Annotated in this window: 25 protein-coding genes; 10 read left to right on the top strand and 15 right to left on the bottom strand. The window is 67.4% G+C overall.

The window, feature by feature from the left end; translation table 11 throughout:
- Positions 1-219: 219 nt before the first annotated feature.
- Together ACFWO8_RS02950 and ACFWO8_RS02945 are read right to left on the bottom strand one after the other, a co-directional pair.
- Positions 220-1599: a DUF1731 domain-containing protein gene (locus ACFWO8_RS02950; RefSeq protein WP_378940853.1), complete on the bottom strand. Its 1380-nt coding sequence runs from the start codon at positions 1597-1599 to the stop codon at positions 220-222.
- Between the two features lie 203 nt (positions 1600-1802).
- The gene (locus tag ACFWO8_RS02945; RefSeq protein WP_378940851.1) at positions 1803-2843 is read right to left on the bottom strand and encodes a M23 family metallopeptidase; all 1041 of its coding nucleotides are present in this window, start codon (positions 2841-2843) and stop codon (positions 1803-1805) included.
- 517 nt (positions 2844-3360) lie between these two features.
- Here ACFWO8_RS02945 and sucC point away from each other — a divergent pair.
- The 6 genes from sucC to purH all read left to right on the top strand — a co-directional run bounded on the left by sucC (position 3361) and on the right by purH (position 10637).
- Entirely contained in the window at positions 3361-4530 is a 1170-nt protein-coding gene (gene sucC, locus ACFWO8_RS02940) for an ADP-forming succinate--CoA ligase subunit beta (protein ID WP_378940849.1), read from the top strand.
- 12 nt (positions 4531-4542) lie between these two features.
- A complete protein-coding gene (gene sucD, locus ACFWO8_RS02935; protein WP_378940847.1) occupies positions 4543-5460 on the top strand; it encodes a succinate--CoA ligase subunit alpha in 918 nt (305 codons plus the stop codon).
- A gap of 204 nt (positions 5461-5664) precedes the next feature.
- Positions 5665-6687, top strand: coding sequence for a DUF5336 domain-containing protein (locus ACFWO8_RS02930; RefSeq protein WP_378940845.1), 1023 nt, complete (start codon positions 5665-5667; stop codon positions 6685-6687).
- A gap of 154 nt (positions 6688-6841) precedes the next feature.
- A complete protein-coding gene (locus ACFWO8_RS02925; protein WP_378940843.1) occupies positions 6842-8362 on the top strand; it encodes a DUF6350 family protein in 1521 nt (506 codons plus the stop codon).
- A 36-nt stretch (positions 8363-8398) separates the two neighbouring features.
- Entirely contained in the window at positions 8399-9079 is a 681-nt protein-coding gene (purN, locus tag ACFWO8_RS02920) for a phosphoribosylglycinamide formyltransferase (protein ID WP_378943111.1), read from the top strand.
- Positions 9072-10637: a bifunctional phosphoribosylaminoimidazolecarboxamide formyltransferase/IMP cyclohydrolase gene (gene purH, locus ACFWO8_RS02915; RefSeq protein WP_378940841.1), complete on the top strand. Its 1566-nt coding sequence runs from the start codon at positions 9072-9074 to the stop codon at positions 10635-10637. The genes purN and purH overlap by 8 nt, the downstream gene beginning before the upstream one ends.
- Before the next feature lie 53 nt (positions 10638-10690).
- Here purH and ACFWO8_RS02910 read toward each other — a convergent pair whose 3' ends face one another.
- From ACFWO8_RS02910 to ACFWO8_RS02900, 3 genes are all read right to left on the bottom strand, one after another.
- Entirely contained in the window at positions 10691-10939 is a 249-nt protein-coding gene (locus tag ACFWO8_RS02910) for a hypothetical protein (protein ID WP_378940839.1), read from the bottom strand.
- A 15-nt stretch (positions 10940-10954) separates the two neighbouring features.
- A complete protein-coding gene (locus ACFWO8_RS02905; RefSeq protein WP_378940837.1) occupies positions 10955-11620 on the bottom strand; it encodes a TNT domain-containing protein in 666 nt (221 codons plus the stop codon).
- 97 nt (positions 11621-11717) lie between these two features.
- Positions 11718-12161, bottom strand: a complete 444-nt coding sequence (locus tag ACFWO8_RS02900; protein WP_378940835.1) for a hypothetical protein — start codon at positions 12159-12161, stop codon at positions 11718-11720.
- 170 nt (positions 12162-12331) lie between these two features.
- On the opposite strand from ACFWO8_RS02900, the gene ACFWO8_RS02895 reads away from it, so the two are divergent.
- Positions 12332-12883, top strand: a complete 552-nt coding sequence (locus tag ACFWO8_RS02895) for a LysM peptidoglycan-binding domain-containing protein (RefSeq protein ID WP_378940833.1) — start codon at positions 12332-12334, stop codon at positions 12881-12883.
- Between the two features lie 59 nt (positions 12884-12942).
- On the opposite strand, the gene rpsR is transcribed toward ACFWO8_RS02895, so the two are convergent.
- From rpsR to rpmB, 4 genes are all read right to left on the bottom strand, one after another.
- A complete protein-coding gene (gene rpsR / locus ACFWO8_RS02890) occupies positions 12943-13200 on the bottom strand; it encodes a 30S ribosomal protein S18 (RefSeq protein ID WP_378913384.1) in 258 nt (85 codons plus the stop codon).
- Between the two features lie 36 nt (positions 13201-13236).
- On the bottom strand, positions 13237-13542 hold the full coding sequence (rpsN, locus tag ACFWO8_RS02885) for a 30S ribosomal protein S14 (RefSeq protein ID WP_378940831.1): 306 nt from the start codon (positions 13540-13542) through the stop codon (positions 13237-13239).
- Positions 13543-13615: 73 nt separating this feature from the next.
- Positions 13616-13786: a 50S ribosomal protein L33 gene (gene rpmG, locus ACFWO8_RS02880; RefSeq protein ID WP_056813994.1), complete on the bottom strand. Its 171-nt coding sequence runs from the start codon at positions 13784-13786 to the stop codon at positions 13616-13618.
- A 9-nt stretch (positions 13787-13795) separates the two neighbouring features.
- Complete coding sequence (rpmB, locus tag ACFWO8_RS02875) at positions 13796-14032, bottom strand: 50S ribosomal protein L28 (protein ID WP_194826729.1); 237 nt, start codon at positions 14030-14032, stop codon at positions 13796-13798.
- A gap of 103 nt (positions 14033-14135) precedes the next feature.
- Here rpmB and mrf point away from each other — a divergent pair, with 103 nt between their 5' ends.
- From mrf to rpmF, 3 genes are read left to right on the top strand one after another with little or no spacing between them, the layout of a single operon-like run.
- Positions 14136-15440, top strand: coding sequence for a ribosome hibernation factor-recruiting GTPase MRF (gene mrf, locus ACFWO8_RS02870; protein WP_378940829.1), 1305 nt, complete (start codon positions 14136-14138; stop codon positions 15438-15440).
- Entirely contained in the window at positions 15437-15703 is a 267-nt protein-coding gene (locus ACFWO8_RS02865) for a type B 50S ribosomal protein L31 (RefSeq protein ID WP_378940827.1), read from the top strand. Before mrf ends, ACFWO8_RS02865 begins: the two co-directional genes overlap by 4 nt.
- Before the next feature lie 3 nt (positions 15704-15706).
- A complete protein-coding gene (gene rpmF / locus ACFWO8_RS02860; RefSeq protein ID WP_378911147.1) occupies positions 15707-15880 on the top strand; it encodes a 50S ribosomal protein L32 in 174 nt (57 codons plus the stop codon).
- Between the two features lie 180 nt (positions 15881-16060).
- Here rpmF and ACFWO8_RS02855 read toward each other — a convergent pair whose 3' ends face one another.
- From ACFWO8_RS02855 to ACFWO8_RS02830, 6 genes are all read right to left on the bottom strand, one after another.
- A complete protein-coding gene (locus tag ACFWO8_RS02855) occupies positions 16061-16285 on the bottom strand; it encodes a hypothetical protein (protein ID WP_062986981.1) in 225 nt (74 codons plus the stop codon).
- 504 nt (positions 16286-16789) lie between these two features.
- Positions 16790-17566: a hypothetical protein gene (locus ACFWO8_RS02850; protein WP_378940824.1), complete on the bottom strand. Its 777-nt coding sequence runs from the start codon at positions 17564-17566 to the stop codon at positions 16790-16792.
- A complete protein-coding gene (locus ACFWO8_RS02845; protein WP_378943098.1) occupies positions 17559-18158 on the bottom strand; it encodes an ATP/GTP-binding protein in 600 nt (199 codons plus the stop codon). The genes ACFWO8_RS02850 and ACFWO8_RS02845 overlap by 8 nt, the downstream gene beginning before the upstream one ends.
- Positions 18159-18162: 4 nt before the next feature.
- On the bottom strand, positions 18163-18534 hold the full coding sequence (locus ACFWO8_RS02840) for a DUF742 domain-containing protein (protein ID WP_056813973.1): 372 nt from the start codon (positions 18532-18534) through the stop codon (positions 18163-18165).
- Positions 18535-18540: 6 nt separating this feature from the next.
- Positions 18541-18945 carry a roadblock/LC7 domain-containing protein gene (locus ACFWO8_RS02835; RefSeq protein ID WP_019049250.1) on the bottom strand — a complete coding sequence of 135 codons (405 nt, stop codon included), beginning with the start codon at positions 18943-18945 and terminating at the stop codon, positions 18541-18543.
- Positions 18942-21752, bottom strand: a complete 2811-nt coding sequence (locus ACFWO8_RS02830) for an ATP-binding protein (protein ID WP_378940822.1) — start codon at positions 21750-21752, stop codon at positions 18942-18944. The genes ACFWO8_RS02835 and ACFWO8_RS02830 overlap by 4 nt, the downstream gene beginning before the upstream one ends.
- Positions 21753-21779: the final 27 nt, after the last annotated feature.

Raw genomic sequence — 21779 nt, 5'->3', positions numbered from 1 at the left:
TGGCGCGCTGGCGCGCGCGTGTCCGCGGCCCCAAGGGGCCGCCGGTTAGCGCTCGAGACTAGAGCCTTCGGCTCAGCGCTTTCGAGCGCTAACCGGCGACCCGGCCGCGGACCGGCCACTTCGTGGCCGTCCCTCCCTAGGGGTCGGGAGTGCGGTGGTTGGTAGTGCGGTCATGGCGGTCTTGAGGTGCACGGTGTGGTTGGGAGTGCGTTGTCGGGGTCAGTGGGGGAGTAGGTCGGTCAGGGCCTCGTCGAGGGTGGGGTATTTGAAGTCGAAGCCTGCTTTGTGGAGGACTTCGGAGGTGGCGTGGCGGCCGGTGAGGCCGAGGGCGGGGTCGGTGCGGAGGGCCACCGCGCCTATTTTCAGGATCGCCGAGGGGGTGGGGGGTGATGGGGGGCGGTGCAGGATTCGGCGGAGGGTGGACATGAGTTCGGTGTTGCGGACCGGGAATTCGGTGGCGGCTACGAGGATGCCGTCGGGGAGGGTGACGGTGGGGTCGAGGCCTAGTGACGCGCGGACGATGGCCAGCCAGTCTTCGATGTGGATCCAGCTGAACCACTGATCGCCGGGGCCTACGCGGCCGCCGAGGCCGGCCTTGGTGAGCTGGCCGAGGCGTTTGAGGGCGGGGGCGTCGGGGTCGAGGACGATGGAGGTGCGCAGGATCGTCCAGTGGTCGGCGCGGGCGGGGTCGAACGCTTCCTCCCATGGCTGGGCGACGCCGGTCATCTGTGGGAGGCCGACGGGGAGGGGAGTTGTTTCGGTGCACCGGGTTTCGCCCGCGTCCGACCAGATGGCCGTGGTGCTGGCTTGAACCCAATAGTCGACGGGGGTGTCGCGAAGACCCGCCGCGGCGACAAGGGCGGTGGTGGAATCGACTCGGCTGGAGCGCAATTCCGCGATATTGCGTTCGGTCGGCCTGCAGTCCACCAGCTTTCCGGCGAGGTTGATCACCGCGAGCCGACCGGGTTCGCGCAGTTCGGCGGACCAGGCGCCGACCGAGCGGCCGTCCCATTCGGTCTGGCGGAACGGGAGGTCCGGGTTGCGGCGGCGGGTCAGCAGGGTGACGCGCTGGCCGCGGCAGGTCAGGTCGGCCGCGATCTGGAGACCGAGCGCACCGGTGCCGCCCGCGATGACGACATTCAGCGCGTCGTCGGCCGGAGCGAGTCCGGCCAGCCGGGCCAGGCGCGAGAAGTTCACGCGCGCATCGGTTTCGATGAACGGCCGGACAACGGTGCGGGCCGCGGCGGCAGAGGGACCGGTGAAACGGAGTTCCTGGGTGATTTCGGTGCCACCGTCGCAAGGGGTCAGCCGCCAGGTGAGGTACATGGTGCCCGCGGGTTCGGGCTGCTCGATCCCGAGCTCACGATTCGGTTCGAACGCGGTGACAGTGAACGGTTCGGCGAAACGGCCGTGAATCCGCGCTGAGACTTTTCCGTTGGGGAGGTAGTCGCCGGTGGCACCGACGGCAACCGGCCCGTGCATCCGCACCGACCGCACCCCGGGATTCCACTCCGGCCACTGCTCGAGATCCCCGAGCACCCCCCACACCAATTCCGGTGCGAGCCCGATGAACTGCGTGTACTTCGTTGTACCAGCCATACCGCAACGCTAACCCCGCCCATGACAGAGAGGAAGCGTGCTACTGGTCACGTAAAGACCTAGCAATACGCAACACCTGATCAACGCACGAACATGGGTAACTCACCGACAACAGCAAACCCACCCCACAACATCCCGCCGGTCGCCAACGCAAATCACACCGCACCTAAGCCCGGCCAAAATACCCGGAGAGGCGGAACAGCTCAGTCGCGCTGGGAGCCGAGGCTGATGCCGCGGGTGGCCAGCCACGGGACCGGGTCGATCTTGTTGGTGCCGTTGAGCCAGACCTCGAAGTGGCAGTGCGGGCCGGTGGAGAAGCCGCGGTTGCCCATGGTGGCGATCTGGTCGCCTGCCATCACACGCTCGCCTTGCGAGACGGTGGCGGTGTCGATGTGGCCGTAGATGGTGACGGTGCCGTCGTCGTGCAGGACCCGGACCCACATGCCGAAACCCGAGGCCGGGCCCGCTTCGATGATGGTGCCGTCGGCGACCGCGTAGATCGGGGTGCCGATCGGGCCCGCGACGTCGATGCCGAGGTGCTGGACGCCCCAGCGAGCACCGTAACCGGAGGTGTAGTTGCCCGAGGTGAACTTGGCGAACAGGGGCCGCAGCTTGGCGGATTCCTGGGCGGCGAGGTCTTCGGCGAACTTGGCGCCCTTGGCGAGGATGTCGTCGAAGTGGTTCTTGTCGGCGACGGCGGTGGCGTCGAGTACCTGCGGCGACGCGCCGGTGCCTGGGTCGCCGATGTCGGCGGTGCTCATCGACTGTGCGGCGATCTCGTGGACCTGGCCCGCGGCCTCGTAATCGATGCCGTGTGCGGGCTGACCGGGATCGGCCATAGCCGCCTGACCTGCGGCGACAACGGCGCCGGCGGCGACGGCGATGACCGCGGCGCGGCCCTTCAGCGCGGCGGGCGGTGCGGGGACGCGGTGTGCGCCACCGCGACGATCGGCGCGGCGCGGAGCCGGCGGTTCTTCAGCGGTGGTCTCTTCGGCCGCGGGCGCCCAGTCGGTGGCGTAGGTGCCGGTGTCATAGGACTCGTCCGCGGTCCATTCGTCCTCGGCGGGCGTCCATGCCGCGTCGTCGGACCAGGTGTTCTGGTCGCGCCACGCGTCGTCGGTCTGCGGCCATGCGGCGGCGGGAGCGCGACGAGCCTGCGGGTGCGATGTGTATTCGTCGGCGTACCGGTAACGGTGGCCGGAGGTGGTGCGATCTTCGACTGGAAGGGTGGAGCGGTGGTTCATCGGCTGTGCCGAATCGCCAGCTGTTCCAAGCGAGTACTGAAGTACCTCAAGCTTGTCGTCCTCCTCAGTCCTGACTTGCCAGTCGTGACCTGGTTGTCGTGACCTGGTTGTGACTTCGACCGCATTGACGGTAACGAAGCGATTGCAGAGTGGCAAGCGCTGGTCGAAAACCTACACGCGTGTGTGACATTCGTCACCGTAACGCGGCGGAATATCTCACCTGTTTCCGGCATTCCGGGTGAGGTCTGTCGACGACATAACGTAGTAGATGCCGGGGGGCCCGGACTTTAGGCGGCCCGACCTGCCAAGGTGCCGAAAAACATCGAAAAACTACTCGCCAGTAGCCTTGGCCAGCGGTTTTTCGGGGCCTCCGTAAAGGGTCGTGACCTGCGCCACTTACTATGAACGTGGTCGTTTACCCCTCCCCGTGACTAGCTACAGTCCGATCCGACCCGCTACCGACGTCGGGCCGCCAACAAAGACGTTGTCATAGCAACGCAGACGAGACGGTGAGTACATGGATCTCTTCGAATATCAGGCGAAGGAGCTCTTCGTTAAGCACGGAGTGCCTTCGTCCGAGGGTCGTGTTTGCGACACGGCCGAAGAAGCACGCGCCATTGCCGAGGAAATCGGCAAGCCCGTGATGGTCAAGGCGCAGGTCAAGGTGGGCGGCCGCGGCAAGGCTGGCGGCGTCAAGTACGCGGCCACCCCGGAAGACGCGTTCACGCACGCGCAGAACATTCTCGGCCTCGACATCAAGGGCCACATCGTCAAGAAGCTCCTGGTCGCCGAGGCCAAGGACATCGCGGAGGAGTACTACATCTCCTTCCTGCTCGACCGCTCCAACCGCACCTACCTGGCCATGTGTTCGGTCGAGGGCGGCATGGAGATCGAAGAGGTAGCGGAGAAGACTCCCGAGCGCCTCGCCAAGATCGCCGTCGACGCCGTCAAGGGTGTCGACCTGGCCTTCGCCCGTGAGATCGCGGAGAAGGGCCACCTGCCCGCCGACGTGCTCGACGCCGCGGCCGTGACCATCCAGAAGCTGTGGGAGGTCTTCATCAACGAAGACACCACCCTGGTCGAGGTCAACCCGCTGGTGCGCACCCCCACCGACGAGATCCTCGCCCTCGACGGCAAGGTCACCCTGGACGAGAACGCCGAGTACCGGCATCCCGACCACCTCGAGTTCGCCGACGTCGACGCGACCGACCCGCTCGAGCTCAAGGCCAAGGAAAACGACCTCAACTACGTCAAGCTCGACGGTGAGGTCGGCATCATCGGCAACGGCGCCGGTCTGGTCATGTCGACCCTGGACGTCGTCGCCTACGCCGGTGAGAACCACGGCGGCGTGAAGCCCGCCAACTTCCTCGACATCGGCGGTGGCGCTTCGGCTTCGGTGATGGCCGCGGGTCTGGACGTCATCCTGGGCGACGCGCAGGTCAAGAGCGTGTTCGTCAACGTGTTCGGTGGCATCACCGCCTGTGACGCGGTCGCCAACGGCATCGTCGGCGCGCTCGAGGTGCTCGGTGCCGCGGCCACCAAGCCGCTGGTCGTTCGTCTGGACGGCAACAACGTCGAAGAGGGTCGCCGCATCCTCGCCGAGGCCAACCACCCGCTGGTGACGCTGGCCCAGACCATGGACGAGGGCGCCGACAAGGCCGCCGAACTCGCCTTCAGCGCCAAGTAAGGAACAGCGAACATGTCCATCTTCCTGAACAAGGACAACAAGGTCATCGTCCAGGGCATCACCGGCGGCGAGGGCACCAAGCACACCGCGCTGATGCTGAAGGCGGGCACCAACGTCGTCGGCGGCGTGAACGCGCGCAAGGCCGGGACCACGGTCAAGCACACCGATAAAGACGGCAACGAGATCGAGCTGCCCGTGTTCGCGTCCGTCGCCGAGGCGATCGAGAAGACCGGCGCCGACACCTCCATCGCGTTCGTGCCGCCCGCCTTCTCCAAGGACGCCATCATCGAGGCCATCGACGCGGAGATCCCGCTGCTCGTGGTCATCACCGAGGGCATCCCGGTGCAGGACTCCGCGTTCGCGTGGGCCTACAACGTCGAAAAGGGCGAGAAGACCCGCATCATCGGCCCGAACTGCCCCGGCATCATCACCCCCGGCGAGGCGCTGGTCGGCATCACCCCGAACAACATCACCGGCAAGGGCCCGATCGGCCTGGTGTCGAAGTCGGGCACCCTGACCTACCAGATGATGTACGAGCTGCGTGATTTCGGTTTCTCGACCGCGATCGGCATCGGCGGCGACCCGGTTATCGGCACCACCCACATCGACGCCATCGAGGCGTTCGAGAAGGACCCCGAGACCAAGATCATCGTCATGATCGGCGAGATCGGTGGCGACGCCGAAGAGCGTGCCGCGGCCTACATCAAGGCCAACGTGACCAAGCCGGTCGTCGGCTACGTCGCCGGTTTCACCGCGCCCGAGGGCAAGACCATGGGCCACGCCGGCGCCATCGTCTCCAGTGGTGGCGGTACCGCGCAGGCCAAGCAGGACGCGCTCGAGGCCGCAGGCGTGAAGGTCGGCAAGACGCCGTCCGCGACCGCCGCGCTCGCTCGCGAGATCCTGGAGAAGGCGTCCATCGCTTCTGCTTGATCGCAAATCTCACACTGTCGAAGGCCGCCTTCAGGTTTAACCTGGGCGGCCTTCGTCGATTCATCCACAGGCAGTGGTTTATCCACAGCCTGCATCGGTAGGTGATGACCGGGGCCGTGGCGTGCAGTAGCGTCAGGTATCGGATCAGGCACCAGTCAGTTCGACGCGACCGATGCGCACGACTCGACAAGGAGACGACGAGACATGTCATACCCGACCGGGGGCTCCGGGTACAACACACCCGCGACGCCCGCCGCGCCTCAGGGCCCGAGTACCGGAGCCGCCGCGGCGGCTCCATCGACCGCTACCGGGTCGGAAGGCATAGGGCTGCCGTTCATTCTGACCGCGGCCGGCGCCGGACTCGGTGTGGTGACATTCCTGCTCGGTTTCGCGCCGTTCGTGGGTATCACCCTGCTCAAGACCACCGAGACGGTGAGCTTCTTCGAAACCTCGGGCTCGGTGAACGCCACGCTGGTGCTCGTCGCCGCGCTGCTGGCAGGTCTGTCGTTGCTGCCCAAGCAGAACGTTCTCGGGGTAGCGGCGGCGGTCGCCGTGGCCGCGTTCGCCGGCGTCGTCGTGTCGTTGATCAAGGCGGGCGAAGGCACCGAACTGCAGTGGGGTGCCTTCGTCGTGGTTGCCCTTTCGTTCATCGTCGCGGTGCTGCTGGTGCTGGCGCTGCTGTTCGGCCTCGGCCTCATCAAGGTGCCCGCGCCGAAACCGGCTCAGCCGCAACAGCAGCCGGGCCAGTACGGCCAGTACGGTCAGCAGGGTTACGGCCAGCAGCAGGGCTACGGCCAGACCACCGGCCAGCAGTCCTACGGCCAGACCGGTTACGGCCAGGCCCAGACCGGTGGGCAGTACCCGACGCAGTCGCCGTCGCCGTACGGCCAGCAGAGCCAGCCGTCGGTGCCGCAGGCGCAGCAGCCGTCCTACGGTCAGCCGGGTCAGCAGTCTTACGGTCAGCCGCAGCAGTCCCCGTACGGCCAGCAGTACGGTGCCCCGCAGCAGCAGCCCTCGCCGTACGGTTCGGCGCCGCAGGCACAGCCGCGTCCTGATGAGAGCGCGACGCAGACCTTCGGTGGGCAGCAGCAGGGCCAGCCGTTCGGTGCGCCGACCTATGGTGGCGCGCAGCCGTCGTCGCCGGGCCAGCCGTTCGGTGGCGAGCAGACCGCCGATCCGGCGGCCGACGCGACCACCGCGTTCCGTCCGAACGACGACAACAAGTAAAACCGCAGGCATGGTCGGTCAATGCCCGGACATGCCGAAATTGACACGGCTGCCGCACGGTGGTCCAGGTTCGGTCGCGAGCCCACAGGTACGCCTGTGGGCTCGCGGCGCGCCTGACCCGCGGCTGCCGGGGAAGCTGCCACGCTGAATTGTCATGAGCTCCCGTAACGCCCTCGTGCGCCGGACCTCCGGGTCACGCGGCACCGAGGAGACAGTCGCCGCACCACCGCCCGAGCCCGGTTGGTGGTCACTCTCGCCCGAGCGGGCGCGAACCCTGCTGCTGGTCGCGGCGAGGCCGACTATCACCGCCTTGGCGGCGACGGTGCTACTCGTACTCGTGGTCATGCTCACCACCGGGACCGATCTCACCAGCGCGCCCGCCGCGGTCGCCGCGACCTGGCTTGCCGCGCACCAGGTTCCGCTCACGGTCGGCAGGACGACGCTCGGCCTGCTCCCGCTGGTACCCACGGCCGTGCTGGTCTGGCTGGCCGCCCGCGAATGCGCGCGTGCCGTCCCGAATCGTCCGACTCCCGTCGAGCTGGGCTGGTTGACCGGCGCGGTGCTGGCCGGACCGCTGCTGATGACAGCCGTCTGCCTCGCCGTCACCGGCGATGCCGCAGGCGTCACCCCACTCGAATCGGCCGGTCCGATCGCGGCGTTCGGCTGGGTGCTCGTGCTGTATCTGATGGCGGCCGCCGCCGGGATCGGCAGTCGGGCGTGGGGTTCGCTGTGCGCGCTGGTGCCGATCGAGATCCCGGAGTGGGCGGTCCTCGGTGCCCGCGCCGCGCGTCGCACCGTGCTCCGCATGCTCGGCTGCGCCGCACTGGCCACCGCGATCTCCTTCTTCGTCCATCTGTCCCGGCTCGACGGTGCCTTTGAGCAAGCCCACAATTTCACCGATGTGCTCGGCATGACGTTGGTTTCCCTGCTCTACCTGCCGAATGTGGTGATCGGGGCGGCGGGGATCCTCAGCGGTGCCGCGGTGCTGTTCGGTGCCGGGTCGGTCGGCCTGTTCGGGGTGACCGGCGGGCACATGCCGGTGCTGCCCGCGCTGATCCCCGTGCCGGAAGGGCCCGCGTCCGCGTGGTGGGCCGCGCTGCTGGTGGTTCCGCTCGCCGTGGGTGTGCTCGGCGGGATCGAACTGGGCCGCACCAGCGACGATCGGCCCGGCGCGCCATGGGCGACACTCACCTGCGCCGCGCTGTCCACGCTGACATTCCTGGTGCTCGCGATCCTCGGCAGCGGTCAGCTCGGTGCGGTCGGGTGGGTCGGCGTCGATCTGCTGATGCTGGTCGTGCTGATGGTCACCTGGTTCGGTTTCGGCGGCTTCGTCGGCATGGTGTTCGCCCGCCGCTTCCTGGCACCGACCGCGCCGGTCGAGGACTACGACGAGTACGAAAAGTACGACGACGACTACGAGGACGACGACTACTACTACGACGACGACGAGTATGACGACGAGTACGACGACGACGATCCCGCCGACTACGAGGATGCCGTCGAATACGACGATCCCGCAGTCGAAGTCGACGGCGAACTGGTCGAGGACTTCGATGACGACGTCGAAGTGAGCATCGCCGCACCCGGCTCGACCGACGAGCCAACCGACGACATCGTCGACGTCGAAGTGGTCGAGTCGGACCTGCCGGACGGGGACAAGACCCCCGGTCGCTAAGCTCGACCCGGCGCCTATCGCCATCGCCGCCGCCCGATCACACGCAGGAGTAGAGCGCTGACGTCCTCGTTTGCCCCGTGGAAGCCCGCCAGAACACCGGCCACCGTCGTCGTTCTGGCCTCGGGCACCGGCTCGCTGCTCAACGCACTGCTGGCCGCCGCACGCGAGCCCGGCTACCCGGCCGAGATCGTCGCCGTCGGCGTCGACCGGGACTGCCCGGCCACCGCGCACGCCGACGCCGCCGGAGTACCGCACTTCAAGGTGGGCCTCAAAGATTTCGCCGATCGGGAAGCCTGGAACGTCGCCCTCACCGAGGCCGTCGACGCGCACAAGCCCGATCTGGTGGTCCTGGCAGGCTTCATGAAGATCCTCGGCCCCGCGTTCATGGAACGTTTCGGCGGTCGGCTCATCAACACTCATCCCGCGCTGCTGCCGTCGTTCCCCGGCGCGCACGGGGTGCGTGACGCGCTCGCCTACGGCGTCAAGGTCACCGGCTGCACCGTGCACCTGGTCGACGCGGGCATCGACACCGGCCCGATCCTCGCGCAGGAGACGGTCGCGGTGGCGCCCGGCGACGACGAGGACACGCTGCAGGAGCGCATCAAGGTTGTCGAGCGACGGTTACTGGCGGAGGTCATCGCCGCCGTCGCGACGCGAGGCATTGTCTCCGACGGACGAAAGGCAGAAATACCAGTGAGCGAGCACGCCGGTGAGTGAACGTAAGGCGATCCAGAGGGCGCTGGTGAGCGTCTACGACAAGTCCGGGCTCATCGAGCTCGCCACCGGGCTGTACGCTGCCGGTGTGGAGCTGGTGTCGACCGGGTCGACCGCGGGCAAGATCGCCGAGGCCGGGATTCCGGTCACCAAGGTCGAGGATCTGACCGGATTCCCGGAGACCCTCGACGGCCGCGTCAAGACGCTGCACCCCCGTGTGCACGCGGGCATCCTGGCCGACACCCGTCGCGCCGAGCATGTCGATCAGCTCGTCGAGCTGGGTGTCGAGGCGTTCCAGCTGGTCGTGGTGAACCTGTACCCGTTCACCCAGACCGTGGCCAGTGGCGCGAGCGTCGACGAGTGTGTCGAGCAGATCGATATCGGTGGGCCGTCGATGGTGCGTGCCGCGGCGAAGAACCACCCGTCCGTGGGTGTGGTCGTCGACGTCACCGACTACGACGACGTGCTGGCCGCGGTGAAGTCCGGTGGGTTCACCCTCGCCGAGCGGACCGCGCTGGCCGCCAAGGCCTTCCAGCACACCGCGAGCTACGACGTGGCCGTCGCGAGCTGGATGGGCTCGGTCGCCGTGCCCGCCGTCGCCGAGGAGACCGAGCAGTTCCCCGGCTGGGTCGCCGGTTCGTGGGAGCGCGCCGCGGTGCTGCGCTACGGCGAGAACCCGCACCAGGCCGCCGCGCTGTACACCAGCAACGACGGCACGGTCGGGATCGCGCAGGCCGAGCAGTTGCACGGCAAGGAGATGTCGTACAACAACTACACCGACGGTGACGCTGCCTGGCGTGCCGCGTTCGACTTCGACGAGCCAGCGGTCGCGGTGATCAAGCACGCCAACCCGTGTGGCATCGCCGTCGCGGCCGATATCGCGGAGGCGCATCGCAAGGCGCACGCCACCGACCCGGTCAGTGCCTACGGTGGTGTGATCGCGGCCAACCGTGAGGTCAGCGTCGAGATGGCCGAGCAGGTCGCCGAGATCTTCACCGAGGTGATCATCGCTCCCGGGTACGCGCCCGGTGCCGTGGAAGTGTTGCAGCGCAAGAAGAATGTGCGCGTGCTGGTGGCCGAAGCGCCGCAGCGCAAGGGTGTTGAGCTGCGTCCGATCAGCGGCGGTGCGCTGCTGCAGGACCGCGATGTCCTCGACGCCGCGGGCGACGATCCGGTGAACTGGACCCTCGCGGCGGGCGATCCGGCCGACGTCACCACCCTCGCCGACCTCGAATTCGCTTGGCGTGCATGTCGTTCGGTGAAGTCGAACGCGATCCTGCTCGCCGAGGACGGCGCCGCGGTCGGCGTCGGCATGGGCCAGGTCAACCGCGTTGACTCCTGCAAGCTCGCCGTCGAGCGCGCGGGTGAGCGTGCGAAAGGCTCTGTCGCCGCCTCCGACGCCTTCTTCCCGTTCTCGGACGGTTCGGAGATCCTGGTGGCCGCGGGCGTGCGCGCGATCGTGCAGCCGGGTGGTTCGATCCGCGACAAGGACACCATCGAACTCTGCAAGGAAGCCGGCGTCACCCTGTACCTGACGGGTGCCCGCCACTTCGCCCACTGAGTCGAAACCCGAACGGGTGCCGCGCCGAATCCTCGGTGCGGCACCCGTTTTCGTCAGTTCGATGGAGTGCCGGTGAGGGTGGTCAGCATCCATTGGGCGGCATTGGATTCGGTGTCGAAGCACGCCCGCACGTCGAATTGTCCCCGCTCGTAGGCGCCCACCTCCCAGCCGTGGTCGGGGCCCGGCCGCAGGAACCAGAAGTCGGTGGGCGTCGGCCTGGTTTCGTGTACCTCGGCGATTTGGAATGAATCAGGGGGTAGACCCGCGGCAGTGAGGGCGGCAGCGAGTTGTTGGAGATTCATGGTTGATCACTCCGCTCAGGACGGTCGTTCTTCGACGAGGTAGCCGTTCTGCAGCAGCCAGGTGACGCTCAAAGCTGCGCCCGCCTCGGGGAGGTGGCTCGACTCCAGTTTGTACTGGGTGCCGCCGCCGGGCTGTTCGAACCACGCCGCGATCGGGCCCGCGTCGACCTGGAATGGTTTGAGTACGCAATACCGGTGGTAGTTGCTCAGCGGTGTGCCGGTCGGGGTGTTGAGGTTCTGGGGCGGTAGGGCGCGTGCGGCGAACGAATCACCTTGTGGGGCAAGGAATTTGCCGCCCGAGTAGCCGAAACGGTCGACGCGCTTGCCCGGTGGCAATGCCTGCGGGTGACGCATGGGTTGTCCGGCCCGTACGACGAATCCATCCTCGGGTGGGTAGATCCACCACCCCTGCTCGGTGCGGTATTTCGCGACGAACTGGTCGGCGCTCAAGGTGCCGAACCGCTGATAGCCGGGTAGGAGGGGGCCGACCGGTGGCTGTGTCGGCAGTGGGTCCGGGCCGAGGTACTGGCGGTCGGCGTCGTAGAAAGTGGTGGTTTCCGGTGCGATGTCGGGGGCACCCGGCGAGCACGGCCCGGCCGGTGCGGCCGAACCGATGGCTGGGGGCCCCGCGAGCAACGCCACCACGGCGGAAACGATCGCGAAAATTGGACTCGAGCGCACGTGATTGCCTCCTCGATGGGGCGAAACCGCTTGGCGCCATTAGAGCATCTCGCCGTGCTGGATCGGGTCCGGCTGGCGGCGTTTCGTCCGAATTCGGCTATTTCGCGTCGCGGACCTCACGGGTGCCCAGTGGCGAGCCCAACGGGATTTCCAGCGTGCCGAAGACGGCGTTCATGGTGCACATCTTGTTCACGGCATCCGCGCGGGTTCCGGAGCGCAGGGCGACGGTGACCGCCTCGGAGGTTTCGGTGACGGTAGCGTCCACGGCGTAGCACTCGGGATTGCCGGTCTGGAAGTTGACGCTGATCTTGGTGTCGCTCAGGCGATTCCAGGATGTGAAGGGGATCGGGTGCGGATCGACGAGGGTGGGATCGGCGATGAAGGGCTGGCCGATGCCGGGTTTCGGGTCCTCGGGGCGGCTGTTGGCGTTCGATGTAACATGTTGGGGCGCAGGATCATCCGAGGATCCGCAGGCGGTGAGGGGTGCGATCAGCACGGCCACGGCCGCCGCGGCGGCGGTGTAGCGCGACATCGTTCTCATGGCGTCAACCCTAGACGGCACGGCCCGCCCGTGAACTTTCCGCGAACCCTGCGCATAACCCCTCCATTTCCCCGCCGCGAGGACTACATTCGGCTGCGATGCGGCTCTGCGGCAATCGGCCGGCATCTTCTGTTGGGCTGAAGCAATTGGCGATCTTCGAAAGGAACAACGTGGCCGACACGCTGCGCGTAGGCGAAGAACTGGGTCTGGGTCAGTCCCTGACCGGCGGTGCGTACACCCTGGCTCTGCAGCCGGACGGCAACCTCGTGCTGAGTGAGCCCGACGGCAACGTCGTCTGGGCCGCTATGACGCATGGGCAGGACGCGCAGCGCGCGGCTCTGCAGCACGACGGCGATTTCGTCGTCTACAGCGGTGGCGGGGCGCGCATCTGGGCGACCGACACCAGTGGCCGCAACGTCGAGAAGCTGGTCGTGCAGCCCGACCGCAACGTCGTGCTCTACGGCACCGACGGTTCGGTCGCGTGGTCCACCGCCACCAATACCGACAACCCGCTGCCTGCTCCCGAGCCGGTCGCCGCCGCCCCGATCGCCGAAGAGGTCGCGCCGGCCGCGCAGACCTACACGGTCGAGTCGGGCGACACCCTGTGGGCCATCTCGGAGCGCTTCTACGGTGACGGCAACCGCTACCAGGAGATCGCCGCGGCCTCCGGTATCGACAACCCGGATCTCATCAACGCCGGTCAGGTACTGACCATCCCGTAAAACGCAGACGAAAGTGGCCCCGAGGCAACAGCTTCGGGGCCATTCTCGTGTTCACGGTGCTACTTGGTGGTGGTGAACGGCAGCAGCGCCATTTCGCGCGCGTTCTTCACCGCGACGGCGACCTGACGCTGCTGCTGCGGGGTCAGGCCGGTGACGCGGCGGCTGCGGATCTTGCCGCGATCGGAGATGAAGGTGCGCAGCAGGTTGACGTCTTTGTAGTCGACGTACTCGATGCCCGCGGTGATCAGCGGATTCTTCTTCGGCTTACGGCCCTGGTCGGCACGTGCCTTCTTGGACGGTGCTCGCTTCACTGCCATGGGATATTCCTTCTCACGAATCAGTTTGGGGAGTCTCTACCAGCTCGATTTGTGGACCCCGGGCAGCTCGCCCCGGTGGGCCATCTCGCGCACACGAACACGGGAGAGGCCGAACTTGCGGAGATAGCCGCGTGGGCGGCCGTCAGCAGCGTCCCGATTACGCAATCGTACCGGACTGGCATTGCGCGGCTGGTCGCGCAGTTCGGCCTGTGCGGCGGAGCGTTCGATGTCGCCGGTGCTCGGCTTGCGGATGATCTCCTTGAGCTCGGCACGCCGGGCCGCGAACCGTTCGACGATCTCGCGGCGCTGTTCATTGCGGGCGATCTTGGACTTTTTCGCCATATCTATTGGCTCCCTTCACTGTGCCTACATGGTTACGCTGCGCTGCCGCTTCCGGCCCTGAGCTCAGGGAGCGTCAGCGCTCCTCGCGGAAGTCGACGTGGCGGCGCACGACGGGGTCGTATTTGCGCAGAACCAGCCGGTCTGGGTCATTGCGGCGGTTCTTGCGGGTGACGTAGGTGAAGCCGGTGTCGGCGGTGGACTTCAGCTTGACGATCGGCCGGATATCGGTCGATTTCGAGGCCATGTTCAGCTCCTAGATCTTGTCCCCGCGAGCGCGGATCCGAGCCACTACAGCCTCGATCCCGTCGCGGTCGATGGTCTTGATGCCCTTGGTGGAGACCGTCAGCGTGATGCGGCGGCCCTCGCTGGGCAGGTAGTAGGTCTTGTGCTGGATGTTGGGGTTCCAGCGTCGGTTGGTGCGCCGGTGCGAGTGCGAGACGGCTTTTCCGAAGCCGGGCTTGCGACCGGTGACCTGGCAGTGGGCCGACATGCGACCTCCTTCCATGGTTATGACAACCATTTTCGACAACGATTATTCCGCACTGTACAGTCGCGCTGAAGCAAATGAAAATCATTGTCGAAAGGGGTTTCGGGTGCTTGACCAGTCAGACCGGAGAACGCCCGTGGTGCTGCTGGCCGGCTTCTCGGGACCCGCCATGGGCGGCGTCGAACACATCGCGGAGACGTTGAGCGCGGACGCGGGCACCGTGGTGCTGCATCACGACCTCGCCGAACTGCGTGAAGGCGTGGTGCGCCGCACGGTGCGTACCGCGGGCAAGGTGAGCACCACGGTGCTCGAGCTCGCGCACGGCTGTGTGTCGTGCACGCTGCGCGCCGACCTGCTACCGATGCTGTGCACGCTCGCCACCCGAGCTCATATCGACCGCATCGTGCTGGCGCTGGATCCCGGCATCGAGGCCGAGGCGCTGTGTCACGCGATCGAGAATGTCGTGGTGACCGGCGTCGCCGATCGCGTCGATGGGCCCGCCGGGCGTTCCGTGCGGATCGAGGCCGTGCTGACCTGCCTCGACGGGCAGCAGTGGCTGGCCGACGCCACCGGCGACGAGGTGCTGGCCGATCGTGGACTGGCCTCGGCCGACGACGAGCGTACGGTCGCGCAGGTGGCGGTCGGCCAGGTCGACTTCGCCGACGCGCTGGTCGTCCTTGCCGCTGGGGCCGACGCGCTCGATCGCGAACGACTCGGGGCGGTCCTCGACCGGCTGGCACCCGCGGCACCGACCGCCTGGCTCGACGAATTGCCTGGCTTCGACGCGATGGAGATCGGCGCCTTGCTGACCCGCGTGCCCGCCGATTCGCGCCGCGGCCGGATCTTCGGCGCGCACGCGCCGTTGTTGCGCGGGCAGCCGCCGCTGAGTACCGACTGCGGTGTCTCGATCGTCGAATTCGCCGCGCGCAGGCCGTTTCATCCCGAGCGGTTGCACGAGGCGCTCGACGTCCTGCTCGACGGCGTGGTCACCGCCCGTGGCCGGATCTGGCTGGCGACCCAGCCCGATCACGTGGTGTGGCTCGAGTCGGCGGGCGGCGGACTGCGGGTCGGTGGTGCCGGTCGCTGGCTGGCCGCGATGAGCGCGCAGGAGCAGGCCGCCGTCGACGCCGATCGGCGGGTGATGGCCGCGCTGGGCTGGGACGAGCGATTCGGCGATCGCGACGTGTCGCTGGTGATCCTGGCCCATGACGCGGACCCCGCCGAGATCCGCCATGCCCTGCACTGGGCGCTGGTGGAGGACGACGAACTGCTGCTCGTCGAGCGGGCACCGGAACGAGTCGCGTTGTGGGAGGACCCCTTCGGCGACTGGCACGAAGATCCCTGCGCCGACCCCACCGAGGCAACGGCCTCGGTGAGCGAGCGCACCAATCCGAGAGGAGAAACGGCATGAAAGCGGGCATCCATCCCGATTACCACCCCGTCGTGTTCGAGGACGCGAGCACCGGGAAGAAGTTCCTGACCAGGTCGACCGCGACCAGCGACCGGACGATCGAATGGGCCGACGGGAACACCTATCCGCTCATGACGGTCGACGTGACCTCCGATTCGCACCCGTTCTGGACGGGCACCGCCCGCAACCTCGACACCCAGGGCCGGGTCGAGAAGTTCGAGCGCAAGTACGGAAAGCGCTCGCGCACAGGCAAGGAAGGCTGAATCATGGCGGTTCCCAAGCGCAGAATGTCGCGCTCCAACACACGAAGCAGACGCGCGCAGTGGAAAGCGGAAGTGCCACAGCTGGTCCCGGTGACGGTGGCAGGCGTCGAATACCGAGTGCCACGCCGGATCGTCAACGCCGTACGCAAGGGCATGATCGACCCAGCCCGCCTCTGAAAGCAATGACGATGGCCTGCCAGGAAACTCCTGACAGGCCATCGGGCTGTCTCTACCGTCCTGGGTTTGCGGCCCGCCTCGGATCCGAGGGGCGAGACGTAACGGCGAAGCCGCAGTATCGCCCCTCGGATTCGAGGCAACCGGGGGCCGCAAACCCCGCGGCGCCAGCCGCTAGAAAATTCAGCCTTCGCGCTCGGCCAGTGCGACCAGGGCCGCGGCGAGCTGGAAGAACTTGTTGTTGCCCAGGTCGGCGATGGTTTTGATCTTCAGCGCTTCGAGCAGTTGCTTGTCGTGCGCCTCGGTGAGACCGGCGAGCGCTGAGGGGGGAGCGGCGAGAATTTCCGCGAGCGTCTTGTTCTCGAATTCCTTGTCGAGGACTTTGTCGAGCACCACGTTGACGGCCATGCGAACTCCTTCGAACGAACCTTGGATGTGCTGGGCGAGACGAATGCGCCCTGCAGCGACCATAACTCGGTTGGCGCACCGTGTGGTGGGCTTCCACGGCGTCGGCGGTTCGTTCTGCGCGGCCATATGTCCAGGGGCCTTACTCCGACACTGTTGTGCCTGTTCAGGGCCTTAGGGGAGGGTGTGGGGCAACCGCCCCGTTAACGGTGTGATGCATGCCACTTGGCGCGGACGCGTCGAATGGCTTGCGGAATATTTGCTGGCGGTCGAATTACCAACTCTTGGTTTGTTTTTCGCCACAAGAAAATTCCCCAACCACTGATGCGGAGTCCCTCACAGGTATGTACTCTCGTGCGGGAGGGCGGGTTCTCCGAGTCAGGGGAACCCGCTCATCGCCACTTCAGGGGCGTTTTTCGCGGCAGTTCGCCGCAGGTCGCGAGAGCTTCGATCAGCGGGGCGGAAGACCGGAAAGATTCCGACAAACCGGACGTTAGCTGGTTGCCTTCAGCGGGCCGGAACGGGCTGACGCACCGGGGCCGCGGCATCTCGCCGATCCGGCGCCACCAGCACCGCGGTGATCGGCACAGTCAAACCGAGCGCGCCGATCACGAACATCGGGAACACCAGGTCGAACAGCGACAGCCCGGTCGGTGTCCGGATACCCGGATCGATCGAGAACGTCAGCGCGGCGACCGCCGTGTAGTACACCGCGGCGACGCCGAGCGCGAACAGCACCGACACCAGCACCCGCACCGGCACCCGCCGGACCACCTGCGACACCCACAGGGTCGCGGTGCACAGCGCCATCGACACCAGCACGGAAACCCCGATGAGGCCGAGCGACTCGTCGACGGTGCCCTGCACGGCAAGCGCGTCCAGGGTCAGATAGGTCGACAGTCCGACACTCAAACCCATCGTCAGCCCGCCGATGATCAGCCGCGGCACCTGTGTGGTCCGGCCACTGATCAGCAATCCGGCCAGCACGCCGACCACCGCGATGGCCAGCGCCGCCGCACCGAGCGCGACGTTGTACCGCATGACGCTGTCGTTCACCCGCATCGCGAGCAGCGCGACCGAATTCGCCAGCCACAGCCCGACACCACCGAGCGAGACCGCGGCCATCGTCAGCCAGATGAGCCGGAACCGGATCGAGTACTTCGCGTGCCGGATGCAGGCGAACGACACCAGTGCCCCGAGCGCTGACAGATCCAGCGCGAGCCACGCGATACCGGTGCCGTGCGCGAAAGTTTCGGCACCGGTCGCGGCGAGCACATCAAGCACGCCTGCCCGCTCCTTCGAACTGCTGCGGCTCGAGCTGGGCGATGGCGTATTCGGTCACCGCCGCCAGTGCCTGACGGACCTCGACGGCGTTGCGCGCGTCGATGTCGACGATCGGGATCCCCTCGCGCACCGAGAGCGCTTCGCGCAGTTCGGCGATGGGGAAGCGGGGGGCGTTGGGGAAGCGGTTCACCGCGATCAGGAACGGCAGCCCGCGCGCCTCGAAGAAGTCGACGGCGGCGAAGCTGTCTTCCAGCCTGCGGGTATCGATCAGCACCACCGCGCCGATGGCACCACGGATCAGGTCGTCCCACATGAACCAGAAGCGTTTCTGCCCCGGGGTGCCGAACAGGTAGAGCACCAGGTTGCCGGGCAGCACGATGCGGCCGAAGTCCATGGCTACGGTGGTGGTTTCCTTTTCCGGCGTCTCGGCGAGGTCGTCGATGCCGTCGGAGAAATGGGTCACCATCGCCTCGGTGCGCAGCGGCACGATCTCCGACACCGCACCGACGAAAGTCGTTTTACCGGCCCCGAATCCACCGGCCACGACGATCTTGGTCGATGCGACTCGCTGTTCTGATACCGGCGGGCGCATGCCATCAGAGGCCACGGAGTCCACGCAAAGTCCTCTCCATCAGTGATCGGCGTTCGTCGTAGCTCGCCTGTTCGGTCAGCGTCGAATGCACTCGAAGAATCCCGCCCACTACGAGATCACCGATCATCACCCGGACCATACCCAGTGGGCGACCAAGGTATGCAGCAATCTCGACGACAGAGAGCCGATGTGTGGCAAGACGCACGATTTCGATCCGCAAATCGCCTGCGGACCAGTCATTGTGAGCTGTATAAGAGACCGTTTCGACGACTGCCTCCAAGGGCAGTGCGATCGCGGGCTCGGTGCGGCCGGAGGTCAGGGCATAGGGCCTGACTCGCGTCGTCGGCCGGTGATCGGATCCGTAAGGGCTCGACATCTCACCTCAGCCGGCGGAGCGGGCGGTGGCGGTGACCGCCGAGCCCACCCGGTCGACGAGCAACGCCATCTCGTAGCCGATGCGGCCGATGTCGTGGCTCTTGTTGGCCAGAACCGCCAGGTGCGAACCGTTTCCGACGCTCATCACCAGCAGATAGCCCCGCTGCATCTCCACGATCGACTGCATCACCTTGCCACCGTCGAACAGGTGCGCCGCACCCATCGACAGGCTGGCCAAACCGGCGGTGACCGCGGCCAATTGCTCGGCGCGGTCCGAGGGCAGATGGGGACTGGTCGCCTGGAGCAGTCCGTCGGCCGAGACGAGCACCGCGTGCGAGACGCCGGGTACGTCGCGGGTGAAGCGGGCGACCAACCAGTTCAGATTCTCGTCTGTGGGGTGCGCGTTGCTCATTCGAGGCCTCCGTCGTTGTACTGGATCTCGGCACGGCCGCTGCGGACGCCACTGAGATGTCGGGTCAAGTTGTTGCGGATCTCCTCGGGGTCGCGAGCTCCCTCTTCTTCCGCGGGGGTGAGCCCACCGGGGACGAGCTGAGCGCCCGGCTTGCGGATCGGCAGCCCGCCGCTCGTTCGCGAGGACGTGGCTGGGTGGTCCGCCTCGGCGGCGGCCGACCAGCCCGCGTCGCCGGGGGCACTCCACGACGCGCCGATGCCGTTACCGGATTCGGCAGGGGCGGACGCGGGTTCGACGAGCCACTCCGAGACCATCCGTTGGTAGATCGGGGTCGGTGCCGGGCCGGAGACCGGCTGCAAGCGGGTGCTCGTCGTCGGCATCGGGTCGGCGTCGAAGGGTCGTGCGACCGGCTCCGGCTCCGAGGGTGCGGCAGGTGCGGAGGGGGCGGAGAGCTCGGCCAGCGCGCTCGCGGGGATGCGCTGTGGCAGGCCGAAGGACAGCGAGTCGGGTGCCGGCGTCGGCGGATCGGTGGCCACCGGGAGATCGTCGGTGTCGTGCTCGTGCTCGGCCCACATGCCCGCGGGAGCCGCGTCGTCGTCGGGTTCGACGGCGACCGGTTCCGGGGGCGGCGCCGGTACGGCGGCCGGAACACGTTGTGGGAGGCCGACATTGGTGAGTCCGGCGGTTGGTGCGTTCGCGCCGTCGGCCGGGACGGGCGGACTCGGATCCATCGGCGCGAATATCGCGGGCACGGGTAGCGGTGAGGCCGGGAGGTCGAGACTGGTCACGGCGTCCAGCGAAACCAAGGGGCGAGGTCCGGTCGGCATGATCGGATTCGGGCCGGTGATGTCGGCCGGCGTCAGCGCGTACGGGCCGATCCCGGCGGGCACGATCGGATGCGGGCCGGTCGAGACCAGCGGATTCGGGCCGGTGGACTGGCTCGAAGGCATGGGCGGCGACGGCGCGACGAGCGCGCTGGGCAGATGCACGCTGGCGGTGATGCCGGGCTGCGGCGCCGCACCGCTGGTACGGCGCAGACTGACGGTGATGGTGTGGCGCTTGGCGAGCCTGCCGACCACGAAAAGACCCATCCGGCGTGCGGTTTCGATGGTGACCTCACCACCGGAGGCGAGCCGGTCGTTGGTCGTGCGCAGATCGTCGGCCGACATGCCGAGGCCGCGGTCTGTGATCTCGATCAGATAGCCGCTGTCGACCGCCCGGCCGACGATCACCGCCACCGACGTGCTCGGCGGGGAGTAGCGCAGCGCGTTGTCGATGAGCTCGGCGAGCAGGTGCTCGATATCGACCGCGGACTCACCGGCGACGACACCATCGGGCACATTGCCGATCTCGACCCGCTGGTAGTCCTCCACCTGCGACACCGCGCTCCACAGCATGTCCGACAGCGGCACCGGCGGCAGGTGACCGCGGCGCAGCACGGTGCCCGCGAGCACGAGCAGGTTGTCACCGTTGCGGCGCATGCGGGTGGCGAGGTGGTCGAGACGGAACAGGGTCTGCAGGCGCGAGGGGTTGTCCTCGTCGTGCTCGAGCTCCTCGATGAGCGCGAGCTGCTGCTCCACCAGCGACTGGCTGCGCCGCGAGAGCGTCTCGAACATGTTGCCGATCTGCAGGCGCAGGCGCGCCTGGTCGCCTGCCAGATTCAGCGCCTGTTCGTGGATCTCGTCGACGGCGCGGGCCAGCTGACCGATCTCGTCGGTGGAATGCACGCCCACCGGCATGATCTCCGGCGTCGCACCGCCGCTGCGGACCACGGCCAGCTCGTCGGGCAGCTTCACATGCGCGACCTCGAGCGCGTCGCGGCGCAGCCTGCGCACCGGCACCACCAGCGTGCGGGCCACGGCCAGCGCGAGCGCGAGGCCCGCCAGCAGCATGCCGAGCACCAGGGTCGTTTCGCGCAGGGCGCCGGTCTGCGCGGTCGCGGTATTGCTGTCGAGGGTGTGGTCGATGTTGTCGAGCAGCGCGGAGATGGTGGACGCGTAGGTGTCGGCGCTGACCTGCAGCGTGTTGAGCACCGCCGCGTTGGTGGTCGGATCGCCGTTGTTCTGGCTGAACACACTGATCCGGGTCTGCACCGCGTCGAGCAGCGCCGCCTGGCTGCCCGCGTGCTCGGGCAGGATCATCCCGTAGGTCTTGATCATGTTCGCTTCGGAGCCGAGCTCGACGAGCATCTTCGATCGCGCGCTCTGGCTGCGGCCCGACTCGGGCGAGACGACCAGCGTGCGTTCGCGGGTGAGCACCCGGCGGGCCTGGTGCAGCGCGGTCAGCTGCAGGAAGTAGCGCTGCACGACGAAGTCCTCGACCTGCGGGGTCTTGGCCAGCGCGTTGCCGATCCGTTCGCCGATCTCGTCGGTCTGCTCGCCGACCATCGCGGGGGAGCCGCCGCGCACGGTATTGCGCAGGGTGGCGCCGGTGGTGGTGGCCGCGGTGAGTTCACTGGCGACGGCGGGGTCGATGCGGGCGGTGCGCAGCGCGCTCTGCACCTCGGCGAGCGCCTGGTCGTAGGTGGTGAGCGCGGCGTCGGTCTGCGGGTCGGCGATCGCACCCCAGTTCGCGGTCGCCGCGACGGCGAGTTGTTCGGTCGCGGTGGCGAATTTGACGACAGGACGAATGACGGTGGCCTGTTCGGTGGCCGCGCCGAGTTGCGTCATCGTCTGCAGTTCGTTGTTGATCCGCAGCACGGCGAAGGTGGTCGCGAGCATCACCGGCAGCACCAGCACCACACCGACCTTGCGCGTTACCGACCAGTTGGACAGGCTGAATTGCCAGGAGCGCGATGCAGGTTCCATCCGCGTGCGTTGCCTCTGCTTCCACGT

Source organism: Nocardia sp. NPDC058480, assembly GCF_042720495.1.
GTDB lineage: Bacteria > Actinomycetota > Actinomycetes > Mycobacteriales > Mycobacteriaceae > Nocardia.
This window is presented reverse-complemented; position numbering and strand designations above follow the sequence as displayed.

Bases quoted from the DNA above. Each gene is read 5' to 3' on its own strand.
- ACFWO8_RS02910 (WP_378940839.1), bottom strand. From the start codon at position 10,939: ATGAATCTCCAACAACTCGCTGCCGCCCTCACTGCCGCGGGTCTACCC.
- ACFWO8_RS02925 (WP_378940843.1), top strand. From the start codon at position 6,842: ATGAGCTCCCGTAACGCCCTCGTGCGCCGGACCTCCGGGTCACGCGGC.
- ACFWO8_RS02855 (WP_062986981.1), bottom strand. From the start codon at position 16,285: ATGGCCGTCAACGTGGTGCTCGACAAAGTCCTCGACAAGGAATTCGAG.
- ACFWO8_RS02900 (WP_378940835.1), bottom strand. From the start codon at position 12,161: ATGAGAACGATGTCGCGCTACACCGCCGCCGCGGCGGCCGTGGCCGTG.
- rpmG (WP_056813994.1), bottom strand. From the start codon at position 13,786: ATGGCCTCGAAATCGACCGATATCCGGCCGATCGTCAAGCTGAAGTCC.
- rpmF (WP_378911147.1), top strand. From the start codon at position 15,707: ATGGCGGTTCCCAAGCGCAGAATGTCGCGCTCCAACACACGAAGCAGA.
- ACFWO8_RS02845 (WP_378943098.1), bottom strand. From the start codon at position 18,158: ATGCGCCCGCCGGTATCAGAACAGCGAGTCGCATCGACCAAGATCGTC.
- sucD (WP_378940847.1), top strand. From the start codon at position 4,543: ATGTCCATCTTCCTGAACAAGGACAACAAGGTCATCGTCCAGGGCATC.
- sucC (WP_378940849.1), top strand. From the start codon at position 3,361: ATGGATCTCTTCGAATATCAGGCGAAGGAGCTCTTCGTTAAGCACGGA.
- ACFWO8_RS02950 (WP_378940853.1), bottom strand. From the start codon at position 1,599: ATGGCTGGTACAACGAAGTACACGCAGTTCATCGGGCTCGCACCGGAA.
- ACFWO8_RS02945 (WP_378940851.1), bottom strand. From the start codon at position 2,843: ATGAACCACCGCTCCACCCTTCCAGTCGAAGATCGCACCACCTCCGGC.
- rpsN (WP_378940831.1), bottom strand. From the start codon at position 13,542: ATGGCGAAAAAGTCCAAGATCGCCCGCAATGAACAGCGCCGCGAGATC.
- ACFWO8_RS02830 (WP_378940822.1), bottom strand. From the start codon at position 21,752: ATGGAACCTGCATCGCGCTCCTGGCAATTCAGCCTGTCCAACTGGTCG.
- rpsR (WP_378913384.1), bottom strand. From the start codon at position 13,200: ATGGCAGTGAAGCGAGCACCGTCCAAGAAGGCACGTGCCGACCAGGGC.
- ACFWO8_RS02835 (WP_019049250.1), bottom strand. From the start codon at position 18,945: ATGAGCAACGCGCACCCCACAGACGAGAATCTGAACTGGTTGGTCGCC.
- ACFWO8_RS02865 (WP_378940827.1), top strand. From the start codon at position 15,437: ATGAAAGCGGGCATCCATCCCGATTACCACCCCGTCGTGTTCGAGGAC.
- rpmB (WP_194826729.1), bottom strand. From the start codon at position 14,032: ATGTCGGCCCACTGCCAGGTCACCGGTCGCAAGCCCGGCTTCGGAAAA.
- ACFWO8_RS02840 (WP_056813973.1), bottom strand. From the start codon at position 18,534: ATGTCGAGCCCTTACGGATCCGATCACCGGCCGACGACGCGAGTCAGG.
- ACFWO8_RS02930 (WP_378940845.1), top strand. From the start codon at position 5,665: ATGTCATACCCGACCGGGGGCTCCGGGTACAACACACCCGCGACGCCC.